At 68.1% G+C, this 21,988-nt stretch carries 20 protein-coding genes and 2 pseudogenes; 10 read left to right on the top strand and 12 right to left on the bottom strand.

Features of this window, described 5'->3' with window-relative positions; genetic code table 11:
- Entirely contained in the window at positions 1–2,931 is a 2,931-nt protein-coding gene (locus ABZX90_RS36375; RefSeq protein ID WP_355212221.1) for a hypothetical protein, read from the top strand.
- A 169-nt stretch (positions 2,932–3,100) separates the two neighbouring features.
- Here ABZX90_RS36375 and ABZX90_RS36370 read toward each other — a convergent pair whose 3' ends face one another.
- The 5 genes from ABZX90_RS36370 to ABZX90_RS36350 all read right to left on the bottom strand — a co-directional run bounded on the left by ABZX90_RS36370 (position 3,101) and on the right by ABZX90_RS36350 (position 8,939).
- Entirely contained in the window at positions 3,101–4,417 is a 1,317-nt protein-coding gene (locus ABZX90_RS36370) for a ferredoxin reductase family protein (RefSeq protein ID WP_351130923.1), read from the bottom strand.
- 244 nt (positions 4,418–4,661) lie between these two features.
- Positions 4,662–5,858 carry a sn-glycerol-3-phosphate ABC transporter ATP-binding protein UgpC gene (ugpC, locus tag ABZX90_RS36365; RefSeq protein WP_351130924.1) on the bottom strand — a complete coding sequence of 399 codons (1,197 nt, stop codon included), beginning with the start codon at positions 5,856–5,858 and terminating at the stop codon, positions 4,662–4,664.
- Positions 5,859–5,896: 38 nt separating this feature from the next.
- Entirely contained in the window at positions 5,897–6,730 is an 834-nt protein-coding gene (locus ABZX90_RS36360) for a carbohydrate ABC transporter permease (RefSeq protein WP_351130925.1), read from the bottom strand.
- A complete protein-coding gene (locus ABZX90_RS36355) occupies positions 6,730–7,671 on the bottom strand; it encodes a sugar ABC transporter permease (RefSeq protein WP_355212216.1) in 942 nt (313 codons plus the stop codon). Before ABZX90_RS36355 ends, ABZX90_RS36360 begins: the two co-directional genes overlap by 1 nt.
- Entirely contained in the window at positions 7,668–8,939 is a 1,272-nt protein-coding gene (locus tag ABZX90_RS36350) for an ABC transporter substrate-binding protein (protein WP_355212213.1), read from the bottom strand. Before ABZX90_RS36350 ends, ABZX90_RS36355 begins: the two co-directional genes overlap by 4 nt.
- A gap of 259 nt (positions 8,940–9,198) precedes the next feature.
- Here ABZX90_RS36350 and cpt point away from each other — a divergent pair, with 259 nt between their 5' ends.
- Positions 9,199–9,729, top strand: a complete 531-nt coding sequence (cpt, locus tag ABZX90_RS36345; RefSeq protein ID WP_355212210.1) for a chloramphenicol phosphotransferase CPT — start codon at positions 9,199–9,201, stop codon at positions 9,727–9,729.
- A 231-nt stretch (positions 9,730–9,960) separates the two neighbouring features.
- Here the strand turns inward: cpt and ABZX90_RS36340 are convergent.
- Positions 9,961–10,176: pseudogene (locus ABZX90_RS36340) on the bottom strand (oxidoreductase); the annotation flags it as partial.
- Positions 10,175–10,573, bottom strand: a complete 399-nt coding sequence (locus ABZX90_RS36335; protein ID WP_351130930.1) for a DUF4440 domain-containing protein — start codon at positions 10,571–10,573, stop codon at positions 10,175–10,177. The gene ABZX90_RS36335 and the pseudogene ABZX90_RS36340, both read right to left, overlap by 2 nt.
- A gap of 434 nt (positions 10,574–11,007) precedes the next feature.
- On the opposite strand from ABZX90_RS36335, the gene ABZX90_RS36330 reads away from it, so the two are divergent.
- On the top strand, positions 11,008–11,745 hold the full coding sequence (locus ABZX90_RS36330; RefSeq protein ID WP_355212207.1) for a hypothetical protein: 738 nt from the start codon (positions 11,008–11,010) through the stop codon (positions 11,743–11,745).
- 142 nt (positions 11,746–11,887) lie between these two features.
- Positions 11,888–12,670, top strand: coding sequence for a DUF2071 domain-containing protein (locus ABZX90_RS36325; protein WP_355212204.1), 783 nt, complete (start codon positions 11,888–11,890; stop codon positions 12,668–12,670).
- Positions 12,671–13,001: 331 nt separating this feature from the next.
- Here the strand turns inward: ABZX90_RS36325 and ABZX90_RS36320 are convergent, their stop codons facing one another.
- The 4 genes and pseudogenes from ABZX90_RS36320 to ABZX90_RS36305 all read right to left on the bottom strand — a co-directional run bounded on the left by ABZX90_RS36320 (position 13,002) and on the right by ABZX90_RS36305 (position 15,579).
- The gene (locus tag ABZX90_RS36320; protein WP_351130934.1) at positions 13,002–13,832 is read right to left on the bottom strand and encodes a hypothetical protein; all 831 of its coding nucleotides are present in this window, start codon (positions 13,830–13,832) and stop codon (positions 13,002–13,004) included.
- Positions 13,833–14,161: 329 nt separating this feature from the next.
- Positions 14,162–14,503 (bottom strand): annotated as a pseudogene (locus ABZX90_RS36315) (transposase family protein); the annotation flags it as partial.
- A 12-nt stretch (positions 14,504–14,515) separates the two neighbouring features.
- On the bottom strand, positions 14,516–14,971 hold the full coding sequence (locus ABZX90_RS36310; RefSeq protein WP_355212201.1) for an SUKH-3 domain-containing protein: 456 nt from the start codon (positions 14,969–14,971) through the stop codon (positions 14,516–14,518).
- A gap of 155 nt (positions 14,972–15,126) precedes the next feature.
- Positions 15,127–15,579, bottom strand: coding sequence for a DUF6082 family protein (locus tag ABZX90_RS36305; protein ID WP_355212199.1), 453 nt, complete (start codon positions 15,577–15,579; stop codon positions 15,127–15,129).
- 366 nt (positions 15,580–15,945) lie between these two features.
- Here ABZX90_RS36305 and ABZX90_RS36300 point away from each other — a divergent pair, with 366 nt between their 5' ends.
- On the top strand, positions 15,946–16,527 hold the full coding sequence (locus ABZX90_RS36300) for a DUF2231 domain-containing protein (protein WP_355212196.1): 582 nt from the start codon (positions 15,946–15,948) through the stop codon (positions 16,525–16,527).
- A 639-nt stretch (positions 16,528–17,166) separates the two neighbouring features.
- On the opposite strand, the gene ABZX90_RS36295 is transcribed toward ABZX90_RS36300, so the two are convergent.
- Positions 17,167–17,751: a TetR/AcrR family transcriptional regulator gene (locus tag ABZX90_RS36295; RefSeq protein WP_351130939.1), complete on the bottom strand. Its 585-nt coding sequence runs from the start codon at positions 17,749–17,751 to the stop codon at positions 17,167–17,169.
- A gap of 109 nt (positions 17,752–17,860) precedes the next feature.
- Between ABZX90_RS36295 and ABZX90_RS36290 the strand changes: the two genes are divergently transcribed.
- The 5 genes from ABZX90_RS36290 (at position 17,861) to ABZX90_RS36270 (ending at position 21,938) form a co-directional block, all read left to right on the top strand.
- Positions 17,861–18,301, top strand: a complete 441-nt coding sequence (locus ABZX90_RS36290) for a tautomerase family protein (RefSeq protein ID WP_355212193.1) — start codon at positions 17,861–17,863, stop codon at positions 18,299–18,301.
- Complete coding sequence (locus ABZX90_RS36285; protein ID WP_355212190.1) at positions 18,294–19,304, top strand: alcohol dehydrogenase catalytic domain-containing protein; 1,011 nt, start codon at positions 18,294–18,296, stop codon at positions 19,302–19,304. The genes ABZX90_RS36290 and ABZX90_RS36285 overlap by 8 nt, the downstream gene beginning before the upstream one ends.
- 182 nt (positions 19,305–19,486) lie before the next feature.
- On the top strand, positions 19,487–20,296 hold the full coding sequence (locus ABZX90_RS36280; RefSeq protein ID WP_351130944.1) for an alpha/beta hydrolase: 810 nt from the start codon (positions 19,487–19,489) through the stop codon (positions 20,294–20,296).
- A gap of 83 nt (positions 20,297–20,379) precedes the next feature.
- A complete protein-coding gene (locus ABZX90_RS36275) occupies positions 20,380–21,573 on the top strand; it encodes a SpoIIE family protein phosphatase (protein WP_355212187.1) in 1,194 nt (397 codons plus the stop codon).
- Positions 21,570–21,938: an STAS domain-containing protein gene (locus ABZX90_RS36270; protein ID WP_351130946.1), complete on the top strand. Its 369-nt coding sequence runs from the start codon at positions 21,570–21,572 to the stop codon at positions 21,936–21,938. The genes ABZX90_RS36275 and ABZX90_RS36270 overlap by 4 nt, the downstream gene beginning before the upstream one ends.
- The last annotated feature ends 50 nt before the right edge of the window (positions 21,939–21,988 follow it).

Genomic DNA, 21,988 nt, shown 5'->3' with positions numbered 1-21,988 from the left:
ATGCCTACCGCACCCCATCCCCAGAGCACAGACGAGCTGCACCAGGCGCTCCAGGAGAACGACCGTCGCCCCTACGGGCGCACCCGCACCGTCACCGCCGAGGAACTCGTCGAGGCAGCCGAGCAGTTCGAGGAGCCCGTCCCGCTCATCCACGCGCTGTTCGAACTCCAGGAGGCGTACACCTACGGCTCCGAACCCCGGAAGTCGCCCGTCGTCTTCGCCCGTCTGCTCACTCTGTTCGACGAGCAGCCCGACGTCTTCGACGAGCGCCTGCGCCACATGCTGTTCTGGCGGTTCAAGTGGGTGGCCAACGCCCTGCTCGCGCTGCCCGAGATACCGCTGACCAGCCTGCACCAGTGGCAGACCGAGATGCGCGACCGGTACGAGAAGGCCGGCCTCGGCCTCCAGCCCTCCTACGGACAGGCGTACCAACTCGCCGCCCACGTCGGTGAGGACACCGCCCTCGCCTTCGAACTGTGGGCGGGCCGCGCCCGCACCCGGCTCAGCGACTGCGAGGCCTGTGAGATCTGCGAGCGCGCCCTGTACCACCTCGCGGCGGGCGACGACGAGCGGGCTCTGCGCGTCTGGGAGCCCGTCCTGGCCGGGAAGGATTCCTGCCAGGAGGAGCCGGCCCGTTCCATCTCGCACGCGCTGTTGCCTCTGCTGCGTACCGGCAGCATCGACCGGGCCATCGAGCTGCACCTCGCCGGCTACCGCGGCTGTCGCCGCAACCCCTCGATGTCCGGCGAGGTCGGCCGTCACCTGGAGTTCTGCGCGCTGACCGGCAACGAGGCACGTGGTCTGGAGCTGCTCGCCGAGAACCGGGGGCTGTTCGACGAGGTGGACTCGCCGCGGGAACTGCTCGACTTCCTCACCGGCGTGGAGGTTCTCCTCCAGCGTGTCGAGCTCCTCGGCCATGGCGAACTGCCGGCCGCCGGATACGCGGGCCGCACCTGGACGGTGGCCGGCCTGCGCACCGAGGTGCGAACCCGCGCCGACGACCTCGCCGCCCGCTTCGACACGCGCAACGGAACCACCGCCCACAGCGACCGCCGCAGGGCCCGCGTCGACCGTGCCGCGCTCCTGGAATCGCTGGAGCTGACCCTGCGCACCCGCAGCCTCGACGACGTGGCCACGGCCGTCCCGGTCGTCGCGCCCACCGCCCGTACCGCCGCCGCCGTACCCGAGTCGCTGACCGAAATGATCCTCCAGGCAAGGGCGTTGGACGAGCAAGGACACCCGGACGCACCAGCCTGCTGGGCTCGGCTGCGCACACTCGCCGCCACCCGCGACTACACCCACCCCGACGACCCGGAGGTGGGCCCGCTCGTGCGGCTCCGCGCGGACCTGCTGGCCGACGAGGCGGGCCGGACGGGTGAGAAGGACGGGTTCGCCGTCGCCGGCGCCCTCTACGAGGAGGCCGCTGGCCTGTACGACGACGCCGCATCGCCCGGTCATGCGGCACTCGCCCGCGCCTGCGCAGTGCTCGCCGACGCGAAGAGTGTCGAAGACGGGGCTGAGGCGAAGGCCGCCGCGCTGACCGCCGCCCACGCGTCCATGGTCAGCTTGCACGAGAAGACTTCCGGCCTCACACCCGTCCACGAGGCCCGCCTGCTGCGGCTGCGTGCGACCGCGCTCGGCCTGCGTCTGCAGACGTCAGGGAGCGAGGAGAACGTCGCGCCGGTCTTCGCCGAGGTGGACCTGCTGCTCGCGTTCGCCACCCGGCACGATGTCGTCGGGCAGATCTCCGGCGCGCTGCTGCTGCGGGCCGGCACATACGCCCTCTCCGGCGACCTGCCCGCCGCGGTCACCGACGTCGACAACCTCCTCGACCGGCTGAAGGCCCACGGCCCCGCCTGGCACCTGCCCCGTGCGCTTGAACTGCGCGGCCGACTGCAGCTCGGCCTCCACAACGCGGAGGCCGCGCACGCGAACCTGACCGAGGGTCTGCGACAGGCCGCCGACTGGCCGGCCGAGGCGGTCGACACCGGCCGCCTCCACGGTGATCTGGCCGAGGCGTGCATGCACCTGGGCCGGCTCGACGAGGCACTGCGGCACCTGACGCGCTCGGCGGAGCTGGACATGCGCCACGGCAGCCGGACGAACGCGTTCTGCACCTACAGCAACGCGGCCCAGCTCAGCCTCGACCTGGGCCGCGTCGAAGACTGCATAGCTCTGCTCGACTCCCTCATGGCCGAACCGGACGTTGCCGCCGGAGAGCTGGACGACCGGCTCGTGGCTCAGCTGCGCCTGACACGGGCCCGCGCGTTGCACGCGGGCGAGGACCTCAAGGCCGCCATGGCAGAGCTCGTCGCGCTCGCGGCCGAGTCGGCCGGCTGGGACGACGACCCAGGAAGCCACGCCATGATCGCCGCCGAGACGGCTGTCCTCCTCGGGGAATCCGGCGAGTTCAGCCGGGCCCGCGAGGCCGCGGACCAGGCACTCGCCGCCCACGCCCGGGCACCGCGTTATGAGCAGCTCAGCAGCTGCCTGCGCGAACTCGCCCGCCACCAGGCTCAGCAGCAGGGCGCCGACAACCTGGCCGACGCCCTCGCCTTCCTCTCCGACGCCGGCCGGATCGCCGAAGAGGCCCGCGAGGCGGGGTACGAGGCCCGCGGCCGCTCCCTGGACTCTGCGCTGGCCTACGAACACGGGCGGGTCAACGCTTACGCCGGTGAGTACGAGGCCGCCTTGGCCGCCCTGGAGAGGGCCCTCGCCCTGCTCGGTGAGCCGGGACCGGAGGACGACCGTGCCGACGAGTGGGCCGAGTGCGTCCGCCTCGCGGGTGCCGTGGAGGGCATCTACCTGGAGCGCCCCGCCCCTGCCCTCACCCGCCTGGACGCAGCGGTGTCCCACCTGACCAGCCTGGGTCACACCGCGAACACCGAGCCGCTGACGGCCTTGGCCGCCCGGCTGCGCGACGAAGAGTGACGCGGCGGCCGCGGTGCCGGGACGACAGCCCGTCCGGGCACCGCGGCCACCCCCTCTCCACCCATCGAGCCGCCGCGAAGGCTCGGCTATCCGATCCAGGCCGACCGGCCCGACCGGCCCTGGAGTGCTCGCACACCGCCCTCTGCGTCTCCGCGCTGCGGATCAGGTCTCAGGCGAGGCCGAACTTCTCGGCATGCACCTGCTGGCGGGGAACTTTCAGACTCCGCAGGCCGCTCACCACGGCCGAGGTCATGGCGGGCGGGCCGCAGACATACACGTCGCGTTCGGTGATGTCGGGGACGAGCGCGAGGAGACTGTCGGCTCTCAACGGCGACGCCCCCTGCCGCGTCCGGCCGGTGAGCAGGTGCAGCCGCCCGCCGCGGGCGGCGGCGAGTGCGCGCACCTCGTCGACCAGCACGGCGTCCCGCTCACTACGGACCCGGTAGAGCACGACGACATCGCCGGCGTCTTCCTCCTCCAGCAGTGCCCGAACGGGCGTGATGCCCACCCCGCCGGCGATCAGCAGCACCCCGGGCCGCGTGCGGTGCAGAGAGGTGAACGCGCCGTACGGACCCTCAAGGTACGCGCGGGTCCCGACCGGGAGATGCCGCAGGCCGGTGCTCGCGCTGCCGACCGCCTTGGCCGTCAGACGCAGTCCGCGGCCGTTGGGTGCCGCCGACAGCGAGAAGGGATTCGCCGGCCACCAGTGGTTGTGCCCGGGGAACCGCCAGATGAAGAACTGGCCGGCCCGAGCGGGCAGCTTGTCGAGGTGGCGGCCGGTCACGTGCACCGACACGACGTTGTCCGACTCCGGCGTCACGGCCGCCACCTGGAACCGGTGGTAGGCGTTGCGCCACACCGGCACCACAATCCGCCCGGCGAGGAGGGCGCCGAATGCGAACAGCCACAACGCCCACCAGTAGACCCTCGCGAACGCGGAGGACGTGAAGGTCGTTGTCTCCAGCAGCTGGTGGACGAACGACAGCCCCAGTGCCACGTACAGCAGCAAGTGCAGTCCGTGCCAGATCTCGTAGGGAAGCCGCTGTCGAAGCTGACGAGTGGAGACTGCGGCGATCACCACGATGACACCGGCCGCCAGCATCCCCAGGAGGGAGGCAGGCACCCCGGCAAGCGCGAGGAACGTCTTCGCCATCGACGCGTCGTCGAGCGTCGCGAAACCGAGCACCACCAACGTGGCGTGGGTGAGGACGGTCCACAGCAGAGTGAATCCGACCCACCGGTGCCACACCGTCAAGCGGTCCATGCCGATGCGGCGGTCCAGCCACGGCAGTCGGGCCGCCAGCAGCAGTTGGAACAGCATCATCAAGGCGGCGTGCAGCCCGAAGAACTTGGCGGTGGTGAGCACCCCGTTCTTTCCGGCACCAGCGTTGAAGAACAAGACCTCAACTGTCACCACGTTGACGACGACGAACGTCCACAGCGCCCACCGCGCCGCTTCGACCGGAAGCACGGTGCTTCTCTGCACCTGATAATCAGCGGCCACCATCGTTTCCCCCATACCCCGTCATCGCTGCGCGGCCGCACTCACGACCGGCGCCCACGATGTCACTAGACCGAGGATTCCGCCCTGTCGCGGACCCCCTCGGTGGATACGGAAATCGACGCCGTCCCGGTTCACACAGATCTCGAAAATCTGGACGGCCCTTCAGATGCCGGCCAGGCCGACCCCGCAGTTCAGCGGTCGCGCCGACACATCTCCCTCCGAGGGGTCAGTCGGCAGGCTCGTCGGACAGTGTCAGGTTGACCCCGGAGGCCGGGTCGAAGACGTGCATCTTGGAGGTGTCCACCCAGAGTTCGGCTCGGCTGCCCTCGCGCACCTGCGTGGAGGCGTTGAGGCGGGTGACGATCTGGTGCCCGCCCGCGCCGGTGTCGGTCACCCCCGAGTCGGCGGCGAGCTCGGCGAGTTCGGAGGTGGCGGTGGGCTGCCACTCGTCCTCGGTGAAGTAGGCGTACACATCGGATCCCAGGGATTCGACCACATCGATGTCCACGCTGAAGGTCGTACCCGATCCGACCCTGCCCTGGTCCACCAGGGCGGCGTCCTCGAAGGACTCCGGACGCAGCCCCACGATCAGCTCCCTGGGGGCGTCGTGCCGCTCGAGGGTGCGGCGCAGTCGGTCGCTGAGGTCGAGGTCGCCCACCGAAGTGCGCAGGCGGCTTTCCTCCACGGTGGCCTGCAGGAAGTTCATCGCGGGCGAACCGATGAACCCGGCGACGAAGAGGTTCTTCGGCTGCTCGTAGAGGCGTTGCGGGGTCCCGATCTGTTGCACCACTCCCCCGCGCATCACCACCACCCGGTCGCCCAGGGTCATGGCTTCGGTCTGGTCGTGGGTGACGTAGACCGTGGTGCTGCCCAAGCGTTGCTGGAGGCGGGAGATCTGGGTGCGCATCTGGACGCGGAGCTTCGCGTCCAGGTTGGAAAGCGGCTCATCCATCAAGAACGCCTTGGGGTCGCGCACGATGGCACGCCCCATCGCCACCCGTTGGCGCTGACCGCCGGAGAGGTTGGCGGGCTTGCGGTCCAGATGCTCCGTCAGGTCCAGGATGCGGGCAGCCTCTTCGACCTTCTCGCGGATGGTCGCCTTGTCCATTTTGGCCAGCCGGAGCGCGAAACCCATGTTGTCGCGCACACTCATGTGCGGATAGAGGGCGTAGCTCTGGAAGACCATGGCGATGTCGCGGTCCTTCGGGGTCTTGTCGTTGACGACCTGTCCGTCGATCAGGAGGGTGCCCTCGGTGATGTCCTCCAGCCCGGCGATCATGTTGAGGGTGGTGGATTTGCCGCAGCCGGAGGGACCGACGAGGATGACGAACTCGCCGTCCCCGACCCTGAGGTTGACGTCCTTCACCGCCACCGCACCATCGGGGTAGCGCTTGGTGATGCCTTCGAGAACGATCTCTGCCACGGTCGGTCCTTCTTGTCCTGACGAACGGCTGCCGCCGGTCAGCCCTTGACGGCTCCGGAGGTGAGCCCGGCCACGATGCGCCGCTGGAAGAGCAGCACGAAGACGATGATGGGAATGGTGATCACCACGGCGGCGGCGGCGATCGAACCGGTGGGCTGGGCGAACTGACTGCTCCCGGTGAAGAAGGCGATGGCCGCCGGCACGGTCCGGGCCGCCGAGGTCGAGGTCAGCGAGATCGCGAAGAGGAAGTCGTTCCAGCAGAAGATGAACACCAGGATCGCCGTGGTGAACACGCCCGGCGCCGCGAGCGGAGCGATCACCAGCCGGAACGCCTGCGCCGGGGTGGCACCGTCCACCTTGGCCGCCTTCTCCAGATCCCAGGGGATTTCCCGGAAGAAGGCCGACAGGGTGTAGATGGCAAGCGGCAGGGAGAAGGTCATGTACGGGATGATCAACCCGGTCCAGGTGTCGAAGATGCCGATGATCCGCTCGATGTTGAACAACGGCGAGACCAACGAGATCGGCGGGAACATGGCGATCAGCAGCGACATGCCGATCAGCAGGGTCTTGCCGGGAAACCGGAGCCGGGCGACGGCATAGGCCGCCATGGTGCCCAGCACCACCGCGATCACCGTGGAGATCAGGGCGATGCCGATGGAATTGATCAGCGAGCGGGTGAACTCGGAGGTCTGAAAGATCCCCCGGTAGTTCTCCCACGTCCACTTGGTCGGGATGAAGCTGCCGTCGGTGAGGGTGCTGGGGTCCTTGAAGGACAGAGAGATGATCCAGCAGACCGGGAACAGGGCATAGACGATCACGATGATGTTGACCAGGGCCCACCCCGTCATCCGTCGTCGTCCGGCGGCGGACATCAGCGTCCCCCTTCCTGAGAGCCGGGCGCGGCCGCCCCGAACAGTTTGATGAAGGCGAAGGCGATCAACGCCACGCACAGGAAGATGAGTACGGAGATGGCCGAGCCGATGCCGAGGTTGAGCGCGGTGAAGAGGTTGTCGTAGCCGAGGATGGACACCGAGCCGGTGTTGTGCGCGCCGGACGTGAGGATGTAGATGTTGTCGAAGATCCGGAAGGCGTCCAGGGTCCGGAAGAGCAGGGCGACCAGGATGGCCGGCTTCATCAGGGGGACGGTCACCAGGAAGAAGCGCTGCCAGGCTCCGGCGCCGTCGACCTGGGCCGCGCGCAGCGTCTCCTCCGGCACCAGGGCGAGGCCGGCGAGCAGCAGTAGGGCCATGAACGGGGTGGTCTTCCACACTTCGGCCAGGATGATCAGGCCGATGGCCGGCCACTGTTCGGTGAGGGGAGCGTCGCCCGAGGGCAGGAGATCGGCCAGGTAGCCCGTTTCCGGGGTCCAGGCGTACTGCCAGGAGTAGGCGGCGACCACGGTGACGATGCCGTACGGGATCAGGATGGCGGTACGAACCGTCCCGCGGCCGAAGATGGTGCGGTGCATCACCAGCGCCAGGGCGAATCCGAGGACGAGTTCCACGGCCACGGAGACCACGGTGATGAACACCGTCACCCACAGAGCCTGCCACCAGAACTCCGAGGACAGTACGGCGCTGTAGTTGCTGAGGCCGACGAACTCCGCTTGTTGCGGGAAGCGCAGGTCGTATCGCTGGAGTGAGAGGTAGACGGCATAGGCGATGGGGTAGGCGGTGACGGCGAGCATGACGATCACGGCTGGTGCGCACAACAGCCAGCCCAACCGGCGCTCCTGCCGGGCCCCTTCGGACAGAGCGCGCCTGTCTTTGGCTGCCGGTGCGTCCTGAGGGGCGGTCGGAGCCGACTGGGTCATGGGATCAGCCCCTTTGAGGCGAGGGCGTCCTCGATCTGGTCACTGATCTTCTGCACGTCCGGTCTCGGTTCGATCCCGTTCGGCGGCGACAGGGTGTGCGAGATCGCGATGGACACGTTCTGGTAGGCGGGGGTCTTGGGCCGGATGCTGGCGTTCTCCAGGGCCGCCAGAACGGTGGAGGCGAACGGGTAGTTCTTGACCAGAGCGGGGTCCGAGTAGAGCGAGCGGAGCGTGGGTGGGAGCCCGCCCTCGAGCGCCGCGGTCAGCTGGTTCTGTCGGTTCCGCAGGCACAGCGCCGCCTCGAAGGCGAACGCGGAGTGACGGGAGTAGGCGCCGATGGCCAGGTCGATGCCGCCGATGGTGGGCTTGGCCGGCCGACCCTGTTCGACCCCCGGGTAGGGCGCCCACCGGAACTGCTGGAAGAGCTCGGGGTTGTTGGCCTTCATCGAGGGATACACGAAGGGGTAGTTGAGCTCGAAGGCGGCGGTTCCGGACTCCATGGCCAGCCGGTTCTGGTCCTCCATCTGATTGGACAGGGACGGGTCGGCCGCGGCCGAGGTCGCCAGGTCCTTCATGATGGAGGCCGCGCGCACGGCCGGTGGGCCCAACTTGGGAGCCGTGGCGGTGGCGTTCAGGATGGAGCCGCCGGCGCTCTCCACCAGCGTGTTGAACCAGACCGTGAGTCCTTCGTACTGCGCGCCCTGGATCTCCACGTAGTGCGGCTTGCCCTGCTTCGCCAGGGCGTCGGCCATCCGGATCATCTCGGCCCAGGTCTTGGGCGGCGTGGGGACCAGGTCCTTGCGGTACCAGAGCAGTTGGGTGTTCGTGTTGTAAGGGACGGCGTACAACCGGCCCTTCCACGTGGCCGTCTGCAGCGGGACCTCCAGGGTGTCCCGGGTGGCCGCGGTGCGGTTGTCCCCGGTCCACGGCAGGATCCATTTGGCCTCCGCGAACTCGGCGGGCCAGGTGACGTCCAGTCCGATGATGTCGACCGTGTCGTCCTCGGCGGCCAGCCGGCGCACCAGTTGCTGGCGCTGCCCGTCCGCGGTTCGGGGCAGCTTGTTGTAGCTGATCCGGTAGCGCCCACCGGACTGTTTGGAACAGACATCGGCCGCACTGGCCAACGCACCCGAATCATCGGGGAAGTTGTACCAGTTGAGCGTCACCGGCCCGCCACCTCCGGAACTGCAGCCGGCCAGCAGCGCTGCCGACAGGCACAGAGCGAGGAGAACCCGCAGGAGGCCACGGATGCCGGACAGACGCGCCACCCTCACACTCCTTCCGGATCAGTACGAAAAGTCCGGACAGAACAGGGGAAAAGGTCCGGATGCGCCACAGGATAGGCCCGCAACAGGCTTCACCCTGTCTGCCTCACCAACCAGTCATCCGATCGGCCGCAGAGAGCACGACACACACTGCTCAGAGGATGCCGTCCAGCGTCGTCCGTTCACCGGGTTGTTGTAGACGGGCAGCGTTCGCGGAAATCCGTTTCGAGGGTTGGCGCGGTGCCTCTACTGTGGCGCGGTGATGACTGAGGTGATCGTTCTCAACGGTGGTTCCAGCTCGGGGAAGTCCGGGATCGCCCGGTGTCTGCAGGCGGTCCTGCCGGATCCGTGGCTGGCTCTCGGGACCGACACGCTGGTTGACGCGATGCCCGGGTCCATGCAGGCGTCGGACGCGGGGATCGAGTTCGCTCCGGACGGAGAGGTGATCGTCGGGCCGGAGTTCCGGACGCTGGAAGCGGCATGGATCGAGGGGATCACCGCGATGGCCCGTGCGGGCGCACGGGTCATCGTCGACGAGGTCTTCCTCGGCGGAGCGGACTCGCAGCAGCGATGGCAGAAGGCTTCGCGCGACCTGCGGGTGCTGTGGGTCGGCGTCCGGTGTGACAGTGCGGTTGCCGCAGGCCGTGAGGTCGCACGAGGCGATCGGGTCATCGGGATGGCCGCCTCCCAGGCGGATGTGGTCCACCGGGGCGTGGTCTATGACCTGGAGGTGGACACCACACACGCCGAGTCGATGGAGTGCGCACGGATTATCGCCGCACATGTCAGCTGATCGACGGCCCGGCTGGCTGCCGCTATGACCGCCGCAGCTCCGTGACGATCAGGCCGCTGTTGCCGGGCATCGGACAGGTCACTCGGGTACGGCCGCCGTAGGGACATGTTTCGGCGGTACCGCCGTCAGCACCTTCAACACCAGGGCGCGAACAGGGTTGAGCGGGGCGCCTTGGGATCGGACAGGAGCGAAAGGGCTGAACGGACCGACGGGTTCCCAAGCCCTGACAGCTCAGTGAGGCGTGGCGCAATCAGCGGGCGACCCAAGAGCGTCGAGCAACTCGCGCTCGCGCTGGGCGCTGAGGCCTGCGCGTCTTGCCCGGTCCAGACCCTGCTCGCGTTCCCAGAGCAGCGTGTCGGCCAGCAGTTCCGCCCGGAGCCGGTGACGAAGCCCCACGGCGCGCGCCGCAGACCCCTTCCGGGCCGACCAACCTTCTCAGCCCGAGTCAGGGCTGGTCGTACCAGGAGAACGCTGCGATCCGCCAGCCCTCCGAGGTGCGGACGAACTGGATGGTCTTGGTCCCGTCTCCCTCGAACGGCGCACCATCCAAGATCCCGGACTTGCGGTACTCGCCGAACCGCGACGCGATATCGCCCGCGATCTCTGTCCGTTCAGAGGTCTCCCACTCGGAGAACTCGACCAGCCGACCGTCGGTCAGCAGCCGCTGGCGCGGCTCGATGAACTCGTCCACGGTGTAGACCGTGAACTCCGGGCCCGTCTTGACGATCACGCCACCCGGAAGGACCAGCCGACGGATCCGGGCCACGTCCGCGGCCTTGCCGCCCCGATTGTCAAAGGCATCGAAGAACTCAGCTGTCACCAGGTCTATCTCGATCTTGGACATGGCGCGACAGTAACAGCGAAGGGGCGCTGGACAGCGTCGGTCTCGACCGCCACCGCCGCCGTACCCGGCGGCTGAGCATGCCGGCCAACACCCGTAGATCATTTACGGGGCGACGCTCAGCGGGACTCAGGAGGCCAAGATGCCGATGCGAATCGCGTGAGCCGCGATACCGTCGTCCTGTGCTTTCTGTGTACGTATGTGCCGATGTTCGCGAGGGCATCGGTCCTGGAATTCTTGGGGTTCTCGAATGATTGCGAGCCGATCGGGCAGTCGTGACTGACGCGGCCTCACGCGCCGAGCAACAGGTGGCACTTGTACGAGACAGTGCCGCCGACCGTCTCGCCCTGGCACGGGATTTCTATCTTGGCTCCGACGCACTCCGTCCTTACGGCAACGCCGAGTTGAGTTTCACTCGTTGGTCGCGTGCTCGCGGGGTGCTCGCGCCCGAATCCTTCGATGCGCCGGGAAGCCCCTGGTGGCGTGCTGTCAACGAACGGCTGCTCCGGGACAAGGCCGAGGCTCGTCTGCTGACCGACGGCGTCGCCGGCACTGCCAGCGCCCGCAGTGTCGAGTTCTGGCTCGACTTCATCCGGACTCCGGCACCCGGCCTCTGGTACCGCGCACACAACGCCAGCATCGTCGCGGGCTATCTGCAGCACGAGGAGTTGGCGGCTACGGAGCTCCAGGTGGAGCGGTTCATGATGAACGTCGCACTGCTCCGTGTCCTGTTCACCCACGCGATGCTGGTCCGTCCCCGACTCGCGCTCGGCCCACTGGCCGTGCTCGGCCCGATGCTGGCCGACCCTCGCAGCCGTACCGTCCGGATGTTCCTGGACCTTGGCCGGTCCTTCCCGTCCGATTACCCCGTGGCCGTGCCTGTCGAGGAAGCCATCCTCGACGAGCACGCCCTCGCCCGCTCGCTCGACTACGGTCTGATCGCCCCTCGGCTGTCCGCGCTCTACGCGTACTCCGCTCTGTCACTCGAGGAGCCCCGGCTGACATCCCTGCTGGACGACGGGGTTCCGGCTTACGCGTGGCCCCGTTCGGACCGGGCGATCTGGTACACGGGCAACACAGGACCGCACCTGCGCCTGGTTGCCCGCGCCACCGGTGCGCGCCTGCGCTGGGAGTCACGGCCATCGGGCCGCTTCCTTCACAGGATGCGCCGGTAGTCCGGCCTTCCAGTACGAGCGGAAACCCTTGGAATGACCCGGCTGTTCTCCGACGGGCGACCGCACCACTCGGAAAGGGTTCTCAGCCTGTTCGGCGTGCGGACTGATCACAGGATTTGGGTGCCTCTGCCATTCTGGTGGCGTGCAATCGCCCGCCTCGGTCACGCCCGACGCTCCCGTATCCGTGGACCGTCCCCTGTTCACGCAGTGGTGGCTCGACGTCACGTTCATCCACTGGGCCGTCGAACCTGACGCCGTTGCCGGGCTGCTGCCGAGCGGGACCGTTCCCGACACCCATCACGGGGCTGCTCACGTGGGGCTCGTCGCCTTTCGGATGCACAAGGTCGGGCTGCTGCGCCTGCCCGGGATGCCGTACTTCGGGTCCTTCCCGGAGACCAACGTGCGGCTCTACTCGGTCGATGCGCAGGGGCGGCGCGGGGTCGTCTTCCGCTCGATGGACGCGGCGCGGCTGATGCCGGTGCTGATCGGGCGTCTCGGATTTCGGCTGCCGTATCTGTGGTCGCGGATGGACATCCGGTCCGGCGGCCGCACCGTCGCGTACTCGAGCTCCCGTCGCTGGCCCGGCCCTACTGGGGCGTACAGCCGGATCACCGTGCGCACCGGGGAACGCATTGAGGAGCCCACCGAGCTGGAGCACTTTCTCACCGCCCGGTGGGGTATGCACAACGCGTTCTTCGGCGGCTCGGAGTTTCTCCCCAACGACCATCCGCGCTGGCCCCTGTACCGCGCCGAGCTGATCACGTGCGAGGAGAACCTGCTTCCGGCGGCCGGCATCGTCACACCCGGTGACGCCCCGGTCAGTGTCCTGTACTCGCCCGGTGTCCCTGTCCGCCTCGGGTTCCCGGTCCAGGCGAATGCCGAAGGTCGCCGTCGATCATCGTCGCCCGCAAGTAACCGTCAATGAAGGCGCCCGCGATGGTGCCCTAGGCCAGGGTGGACCGCAGGGCGGCCGGGTCGACGGGTGCGGCGCGCGAACAGTCGACGAGGTAGCCGGAGGGACCCAGCGCGCCCAGGTGCTCCGCGGCGATTACACCGTCGTTCACGCCGGGCCCCCACGATCTGTCGGTCGGAGCCGATGACCACGACGGCGATGGCGCCGCATGCCGCAGGCGGTCAGGAGCGTCACCAGCTGCTCGGTGGTGGCCGACCGTGGGCGGCGCGAGGGTTACCCGCGGGGGCCCGGCGGGAGGGCGGGTGGTCGGGTCGACCGAGCCCGCCCCGCCGCCGGGCTCCGGTCAGTCGAGCTTGGCCGTCTGGGCCTTGATGAGCGCGGGCGGCACGCTATAGGCGGTCGTCGCCTTGCCGTCGTCAGCCAGGGCCGCGAGGCTGAGCGAGTAGTACGTCGCGACGGTGGAGCCGTGACGCGCGACCTCGGCGTGCACGGTCAGCGGGGATCCCTCCGCGTCAGCGGTCACCGCGAACGCCACCGACTCGTCACCGTTCCCGGAGGCCTTCTCCCCCACGACCTTCGAGAACTTCTGCGGCCCGTCCGCGCCCGTGGCGGTGAACCCGCCGCCACAGCCCTCGATCGCCCCGGAGACCGACGACATGGTCTCCTTCGCGCCGTCCCCCTCGTACGAGGAGAGCGAGACGATGGTCATCGTCGAACCGAGTGCGTCGGTGACGGAGCCCAGCGCCTTCTCGAGCTCCTCCGGCGACATGTCCTCCATGTCCTTGGTGGGGGACGCGCTCGCCTTGGCCGTCGGGTCTTCCTGGGCCATGCGGTTCACGTAGGAGACCGAGTCGCCCGGAGCGAAGCCGGTGAGGACGTACGCGAGCGGCGCGCACTTCTCGTCGACGACCTTGACGTCCTTCTTGGAGGCGGCGAAAGCGTCGGCCTTGTCGGCCGGACTGACCTTGAAGCCCTTGGCGTCGGCCGCCGTGATGATCAGTTTGCCCAGCTCGCTGTCACTGAGGGGCTTCGCGGCGGCGGCCGAGTCCTTGCCGCTGTCCTTGTCATCGGAACCCGACCCGGAGCCGCTGTCGGAGCAGCCGGTGACCAGGGCGAGGGCGAGAACGGACACAACCGCTGCGGCGCCGGTACGGGGCCGCGCGAATCTCTTCATTATTCGAAAGTTCCTTCGGTGGTATGGAGTTGCAGGTGGAGTCTGGGGTCAAGGTCAAAGAATCGTCAAGCCGGTTCGCTGGTAGCGGCATACTGCTTGTCTGACGCAGTGGCAGGGTGGGCGACGATCGGCCTCTCGCTCGCGGGGTGGTGGGAGAACGGGGACGGGGTCGTCCTTGGTGGTGACGAAGTCGTGCACAGCGTTGGGTAGTTGAAGGCTTTGCTGTCGGTGCAGCCGCTGGTGCAGGACTGTCCGCGGCGTCCGGGAAAGCCTGGTGGGGATCGGCGAGGAGGCTGGTGCCGGCGGGGTCGCCTTCCTCATCCGCCCAGTGGGACCAGGGTGCCGTCCTCGATCAGCGCGGCGTCCTTGTGGAACCGTTTGCGCGGCTGGAGGGCGAGCGCGGGTCCGAGGTCGCCGATGATGCGGTCGGCGGCCGACTGGGACACCCGGAACAGCGGCGTCAACTGCCGCAGCATCAGATTCGTCCGCCAGTACGTGGCGACCAGCAGCACCCGGCCCTCCAGCGGCAGGCTCCATGGCCGGCCAATGCGGACCTTGTCGATGCGCTCGCGTCGCAACGCCGTGATGGGTTTGCCGAACTGACGACGGCTCAGCCCGGCGAACGGGGCCGTCCAGGACGGCTCCGACGCCGTATCACTCACTCCAGCCACCGCAAGATCGCCTCATCTGCCGGTGGGGCAGTTGGCGAGCCAGTCTGCTTGTTCTGCGCGATTGACGCCGGCATCGCCGTCCACCACGTAGGCCAGCGTCTCCGCGAAGGTCGACCCCAGGGGCCGGAGGAAGTTCGGCCCGACGGCGACGACGCGCCCGCTGGCCGCGATGTACGACCTGAACTGGACCGACCACATACCCAGAGGGCTGTAGTTCTCTGCGTATCGGTGCCTCAGCCTGGACGCTTCCGCGACAGCGTCCACGCAGGCGTCGACGGGGTCTATGCGCAGTGACGAGGCAGGGACGCGAGCGGGGCAGCTCTTGATCGTCAGCTCGCCGAACTCGGCCCAGACCCCGACCGCCGCGTCATTGAGCTCGAACCCAGCGGCTGTCAGTTGCTGTGTCCAGTTCCCAGTGGCGATCTTGCGACCTGCCGTCCACCCAGCAATGCCAAGCGCGTCCAGCACCGACGGACCACAGCCCGTCAACGACTCACTGATGTGTTCTATGCGCCCTCCCCATCCCCCCGGCCGTGTCTGTTGCCCGAAGTCTGCCGCACGTCCGGACCAGCAGACAGGGGTACTGGTCGCGGAAGGTACGGAGATCGTTTACGGGACAAGCTTCAGGAACGCGGCGTAACCGCAGACTCATATTTCGCATCCACGATTTCCACAAAACGCTTTTTCCTTGCGGAACGTGTAGCCTCCGCCAAGTCCCTCCACCCGGTTCGACTCAGGGCCCAATATTCCCGGCCAATTTCCCCCCGGAAGAAGGATTCCAGATTCAGGGACAGTTGCCCATCTGTGACGTCCTTGACCACATAGGAAGATTGCCACCAAGAAACGATCATGTTGGCGAAAGTGATCTGACGAGCCTTTTCCTCCGGCAGGCCGTCCATAGTGCCGCCCCAGCAGACGCGCAGGGAAGGATCTTGGATGACCATCCCTAACAGCTCCCGATGATGGGCCCTCATGTTCTCTTCTCGGGAATACCTTGTCTGCCGAGACTGATACACAAGGGATATCAAGACACCTACGAGCGCGGCAGCCGAGATCACCAGCGAAATAAGGGCCATCTGCGAATTCACTCCCCCCGAGAGATGATGATCTGCGCCATGGCGTTATGCCCACGCCAAGGCCCCACCACTCCCCGGCGCAGTCAACTGATACCTGCTTCCCTTCTTTCCATGGCCGTAATCATGCCCGTCAAGAGCGGGCCCTTTTTGCATGTCCCACCACCCGACCGGAGGGGCCCAGCAACCCCAGCCAGATGGCCCTCGGAAGACTCCGCACAAGGCCGTCGGCGGAGCGCACGGGAATACGACCATCGAGGATCGTGAGCGCACACCCGGCCGTTACTGCTCCACCGTCGGGAGGCAGACCGTTCGGGTGCAGTCGAGGCCACGATGAGATGGCGGCGTGATGCCGGGTAGCCGTTGTACATGAACACACACGCCCTCGACACCTTCACGCAAACCACGAAGCCCTCCCGCCTGGACACCGCGTCGGCGTGGTGGCTGACGACCCTGGACCGTATGGAAAGGTCGGTGGTCGCGGATCCGGCAATCCGAGTTCTCCAGCGGGGAGTCCGCTCGATCCCGCTGGGCGACGTGCGCGACCTGCTGCGCGGCAGACCGCTGGGCCATCCCGTGCATCCCCTTCTCGTACAAGTACCAATCGGTTGCTGGCTGTCGGCGGCCGTACTGGACATCGTTCCGGGAGGGGGACGTGCGCCTATGACCCTCACGGCCGTCGGTTTGGCCGGGGTCGTCCCGGCAGCGGTCGCGGGCTGGGCCGACTGGGCCGACCTGCCACCTGAGCAGGCCCGGGTCGGACTGGCCCATGCGGTCTCGAACGTGGCTGCGGTGGCGTTCTACACGGCGTCCCTGACAGCGCGGCTCCGCCGTCACCCGACGAAGGGCAGGCTGTGGTCGTTCGGCGGCTTGGCCGCCGTCGCTGTGAGCGGTGCGCTGGGCGGTCACGTGGCCTATCGGCAGGCCGTCGGAGCAAATCCCGCGACCTAAGGGCTGTCCCGTAATCCCCGGCGGGCGCACGACGACAGCTACGGCACTCCCCCAAGCTCTTCGAGCAGGGGGACCCCCACGCCGCGTTGTCGGATCGCCCGAATACACCGGGGCGCGCGCAGACGGCGTCCCGTCATCAGGGGATCCCGGAGCCTATGGCGCGTCCGTGATCAGCTGATCACGCAACGACGCGCGGCAACTGGTTTGCATGTTCAGTCGTATCCCGTCCCGCACACCAACGTGCCGCCCCGGCACGGCGCCTGACTCCCCGTACTCCAGCCGTGGATTGTGACCTTGCTCGTCGGAGCCGGTATGGAGGCGGATGCAGGGGAGGGTGAGGCCACGCTTGATCGGGACACTCGCGACGACCTGCGCCGGCACAACGGTTCAGTGCAAGGTGGCGTTCTCGGTTGCGCGGCGGACATCCCGTTGGCCCTTGCCGCAGGTTCTGTGGTCGGCGCTCGACTGATCGCCGCCGCGTTCACTGTCGACTGCCTGCAACCCGCCGCCGGAACGCCGCCGCGAGCCCGTCCGGGCCGGTTGCACCCACGTCGTGTGCGTTGCGACCTGTCCACCCTGGACGACGAGCGCATGCCGCGTGGTCGTTGAGTGCCGGGGAGACGCGCGACTCCGGCCGTCTCAGTCGATGATCGCGCTGCGGATGAGTACCTGGAGCTGCTCGGCTGTGTGGTCGAGGGGCTGGATGCTGCGCTTGGCACGGCACAGGGCCACGGTCCCCTCGACGGCCGCGACGATGAGCGTCGCGAGCTGTGCGGCCTCTACGGGTTCGGCGCCGTGCTCCCGCAGCGAGGCGGCGAGCAGGTTCTCCCATTCCTCGAAGACCCCGGCGGCTGCCGCGACGGCGGCCGGGATCGCTTCGGTCGGTGGCTCTTCGATGGAGACGGCGAGGACGGGGCAGCCGGCGCGGAAGTCGCTCTCGACGACGATCGTGCGCCACAGGGCGAGAAACGCGCGCAGCCCGGCGACCGGGCCTGCCTGGAGCTCCTTGCGCAGGGTCCTGGCCACCAGCTCGCCCGCGTACCGGACGGCTTCCGTCGCCAGTTGCTGCTTGCCCTCCGGGAAGTAGTGGTAGGTGGAGCCGAGCGGCGCCTTGGAGTGCTTGGCCATTTCGCGGATGCTCGTGGCGTTCAGACCGCGCCGGCTGATCATGTCGGCGGCGCCGGCCACGATCCGCTCGCGCGCCTGCGGACTGGTCCTCGTCATGTGCGCAATCTCCTCGACCCCCTTGGCTATAACGACCGTCATAGCCTAGCGTGACCCCTGCCTATAACGACCGTCATAAGTCGATGTCGTCAGCGAGCGAGGAGAAGCCATGCCGATGATCCGGCTCACAGCGCCGGCCGGTTCCCTGACCGAGGAGGGCCGCAAGCGCATCCAGAGCGACCTCGGTGCGGTGCTGCTGCGCTGGGAAGGCGCGCCCGACACCGCCTTCTTCCGCGCCCAGGCGTGGAGCTACCTGATCGAGCTGCCGAAGGGGGCACAGATCACCGCGGAGGACGACGCCCCGCGCTTCCTCGTCGACGTCACCGTGCCGCAGGGCGCGCTCTCCGAGCGCCGCACGGCAGGGCTGGTCGAAGAAGCGACCCAGACCGTGCTCAAGGCCGCAGGTCTGCCCCAGGACGACGCCCTGCGCGTGTGGGTACTGGTGCACGAGCAGCCGGACGGCACCTGGGGCGCGGGCGGCTCCATCATCCGCCACGCCGACCTGGTCGCCCTGGCACAGAAGGACAAGGGGCAGAAGTCCGATGCGTGAACTGACCTACGTCGCCCGGCACACCGTCGAGTGGCGCGAGACGCCCGACCCGAAGCTCCAGTCCGGCCAGGACGCGATCGTGGCACCGGTGGCCGCCACCCCGTGCGACGTGGACTCCGCGATCCTGGCCGGACACGGCTTCGTCGAACCGCCGTTCCCCATCGGCCACGAGTGCGTGGCCCAGGTCGTCGACGTCGGCGACGCCGTCACCGGTGTGACCCCCGGCGACCTGGTGGTCGTCCCTTGGTCCATCAGCTGCGGCGCCTGCGAGCACTGTCGCGCCGGCCTCACTGCTCACTGCACCTCCGTGCCGCACATGGCGATGTACGGCGCTCCGATCGGCGGAAGCTGGGGCGGGCTCTTCTCCGACCTGGTCCACGTGCCCTGGGCGGACGCCATGCTGGTCCCGCTGCCGCCAGGCCTGGACCCCATCGCCATGGCCTCGGCCAGCGACAACTGGTCCCTGTCCTGGCGTTTGGTCGCCCCGCACCTGAAGGCCCGTCCCGGGGCCCGCGTCCTGGTCGTCGCCCGGGGCAGCATCGGCCTGTACGTGTGCGACATCGCCCGCGCGCTCGGCGCCCGCGACGTCCTGTACGTCGACCCCGACGGCGAGCACCGCAAGATCGCGGAGGGATTCGGCGCACGCACCGCCGAGGCCATCGAGCCGATCCACCACGGCTTTGACGTAGCAGTAGAGGCCACCGGCCGCGTAGACCAGCTTTCCCTCGCTCTCAAGTCCCTTGCCCCTGAAGGCTTCTGCGAGTCCGCAGGCAACCACTTCCGACCCGGTGAGCTGCCCCTGCTCGACATGTACCTCACAGGCGTCAACCTGCGCGTCGCCCGCGACAACGTGCGAAGCCACATCCCCGACGCCCTGGCCCTCGCCGGCTCGGGCCTGGTGACGCCCGAGCGGGTCGTCTCCCATGTCATCGACTGGGAGGACCTGCCCGACGCGTTGCCGGAGCGACGCCTCAAGCCCGTCTTCGTACGCGACAGATCGTGATCCTGCTGGTCCGAGCCGCTGCGCGTATAGCTGCGGCCACCGTCGATCATCGTCAGTCGTGTGGACCTACGAAGCGATGATGGCCGCAGGTCGCAGGTTGGATCCCGCGCGATGGCGGGAGGCGTTCGAGGTGGTGAGGACTTTCGGTCGGGGGGTTCGGGTCAGTCTGCAAGGATGGCTCCATGGACGTGCGGAGCAGGAACCATGTGAGGGTGACCGGCCGGACGGGCGGCCCCGTCGTGGTGCTCGCGCACGGATTCGGGTGCGACCAGAACATGTGGCGGCTGGTGGTCCCGCTGCTGGAGCGCGATTTCACGGTGGTGGTTTTCGACCACGTGGGGGCAGGGCGCTCCGATCTGGCGTCGTGGAGCGAGCAGCGCTACTCCACCATCGATGGCTACGCCGAGGACGTGCTGGAGATCTGTCACGAGCTCGAGTTGGGTCCCGTGACGTTTGTCGGACACTCGGTGAGCGCAATGATGGGTGTGGTGGCTTCGGCACAGGAGCCGGGTGCGTTCAGCGGTCTGCTTCTGCTCGCCCCTTCTCCTTGTTTCATCGACGACCCGGTATCCGGCTATCGGGGCGGGTTCAGCGCTGAGGACATAGAGGAGCTTCTGGAGTCGCTGGATGCGAACTATCTGGGCTGGTCGCGTGCCATGGCTCCGGTGATCGCGGGTAATCCCGAGCGTCCGGAACTGGGCGAGGAGCTGACCAACAGCTTCTGCCGCACCGATCCGGAGATCGCCCGAGTCTTCGCCCGGGTCACCTTCTTGTCCGACAATCGCGAGGCCCTTGCCCACGTGCGTGTTCCGACCCTGGTGGCGCGGTGCTCCAAGGACGCGATCGCACCACTTGAGGTGGGGGTCTTCGTGCAGACGCGGATTCCCGGCAGCAGGCTGATCACACTCAATGCCACAGGGCACTGTCCGCAGCTCGCCGCCCCCGAGGAGACCGCCGTTGCGATCGCGGCCTTTGTCAGAGCCGGCCTTTGATGTGCACGACCGACGACCACGAGAAGAGCGAGAGTTCCCCCCCGGACTCTCCGCCGGTCTCTCCGCCAGGTGACGACCAGGCCATGTTCTCCGCACTGCTGGAGGACAGCGCGGAGGACTTGTACGAACACGCGCCATGCGGCTACCTCTCCACGACGCTGGACGGCCGCATCGCGAAGATCAACCACACTCTGCTGAATTGGCTCGGCTACGAAAGCAGCGACCTGGTGGGCCGGAGGGATTTCTCCGATCTGCTCACCGTGGGCGGCCGGCTCTACCACGAGACCCACTTCGGCCCACTGCTGCGCATGCAGGGCGAGATCAGCGGCATCGCCCTGGAACTAAGAACCGCAGACGGCGGCCGGCTGCCGGTGCTGGTGACCTCCATCATTCGCAACGGCAATGACGGACAGCCGCTGCTGATCCGCACCACTGTTTTCGACGCCCGGGACCGGCGTACGTACGAAGCCGAGCTCTTGCGCGCCCGTCAGGAATCGGACCGGGAACGCGAACGTCTGAAGCGCCTGAACGCCACACTCCAGAAAACGCTGCTGCCCCCCACACTGGTGGACGTGCCCGGCCTGGATGTCGCCGCTTACTACCACGTCGCATCCGCCGACGAGGTCGGCGGTGACTTCTACGACCTGTTCCCCCTCGCCTCCGGCACCTGGGGATTCTTCCTGGGCGACGTCTGCGGCAAGGGTGCCGCCGCCGCGGCCGTCACCTCCCTCGCGCGCTACACCCTGCGCGCCGCTGCCGTGTACGACCCCGAGCCCGCGGCTGTGCTCGCCAACCTCAACACCGTCTTGAATCACGAGTACAACGGCCAGGACCCGCGTTTTTGCACCGTCATCTTCGGCCTGCTCACCCCGGACGGAGACGAGGGCGGCTTCCAGGTCACCCTGGCCAGCGGCGGCCATCCGCCGGCCCTGCTGATGCGTTCCGACGGCCATGCCGACTATCTGCCGACTCCCGGCGGCCAGCTGATCGGCGTCCTGCCCGACGCCGACATCGCCACCACCAGCGTCCGCCTCGACCCCGGCGACACGCTGTTCCTGCACACCGACGGTCTCACCGAAGCCCACTCCGTCGGCGCCGCCGGCCGCTACGGCGACGAAGCCCTGCTGGAGTTCGCCCAGGAGCTGGCACCCACCACCGCCCGCGACGCCGTGGCCGCAATCCGGGACCTGCTCGACAGCTTCGGCACCGGCGTGGACGACGACACCGCGGTCCTGGCCTTCAACGTGCCCCGACACAGCAGTGAAGAGCAGATGTGACCCACGAACTGGCCGTACACACCCGCACCACGCCAGCGGGCCCGGTGATCGAACTGGTCGGCGCCTTGGACCATCACAGCGCGCCGGACGTCCGCACACTGCTCCCCCGCCTCGCCCTCTCCCCCGGTCAGCAACTCGTCATCGACCTGGACCGGCTCACGTTCTGCGATTCCACCGGCATCACGCTTCTCATCGCCGCCCGCAACCACGCGCTGGCAGCCGACGCGTCCGTCGTTCTGACCGCGGTACCGGACGGCGTCATCCGAACCTTTCGCATGGTGGGTCTGGAACAGGTCTTCTCCGTCCAGCCCACGTCGCAGGCGGCTGCGGCAGCGTGGACTCAACCACCGCCTCCTCCTGAATGAACGCGGGGCAGCCCGCCCGAACTCAAGCAAGGACGCCGCCGCCGGCTCGC

Origin of the sequence: Streptomyces sp. NPDC002935 (genome assembly GCF_040611295.1) — a bacterium.
Classification (GTDB): domain Bacteria; phylum Actinomycetota; class Actinomycetes; order Streptomycetales; family Streptomycetaceae; genus Streptomyces.
Note: the sequence above shows the minus strand (reverse complement) of the source record. Positions and strands in the feature narration are given on the sequence as shown.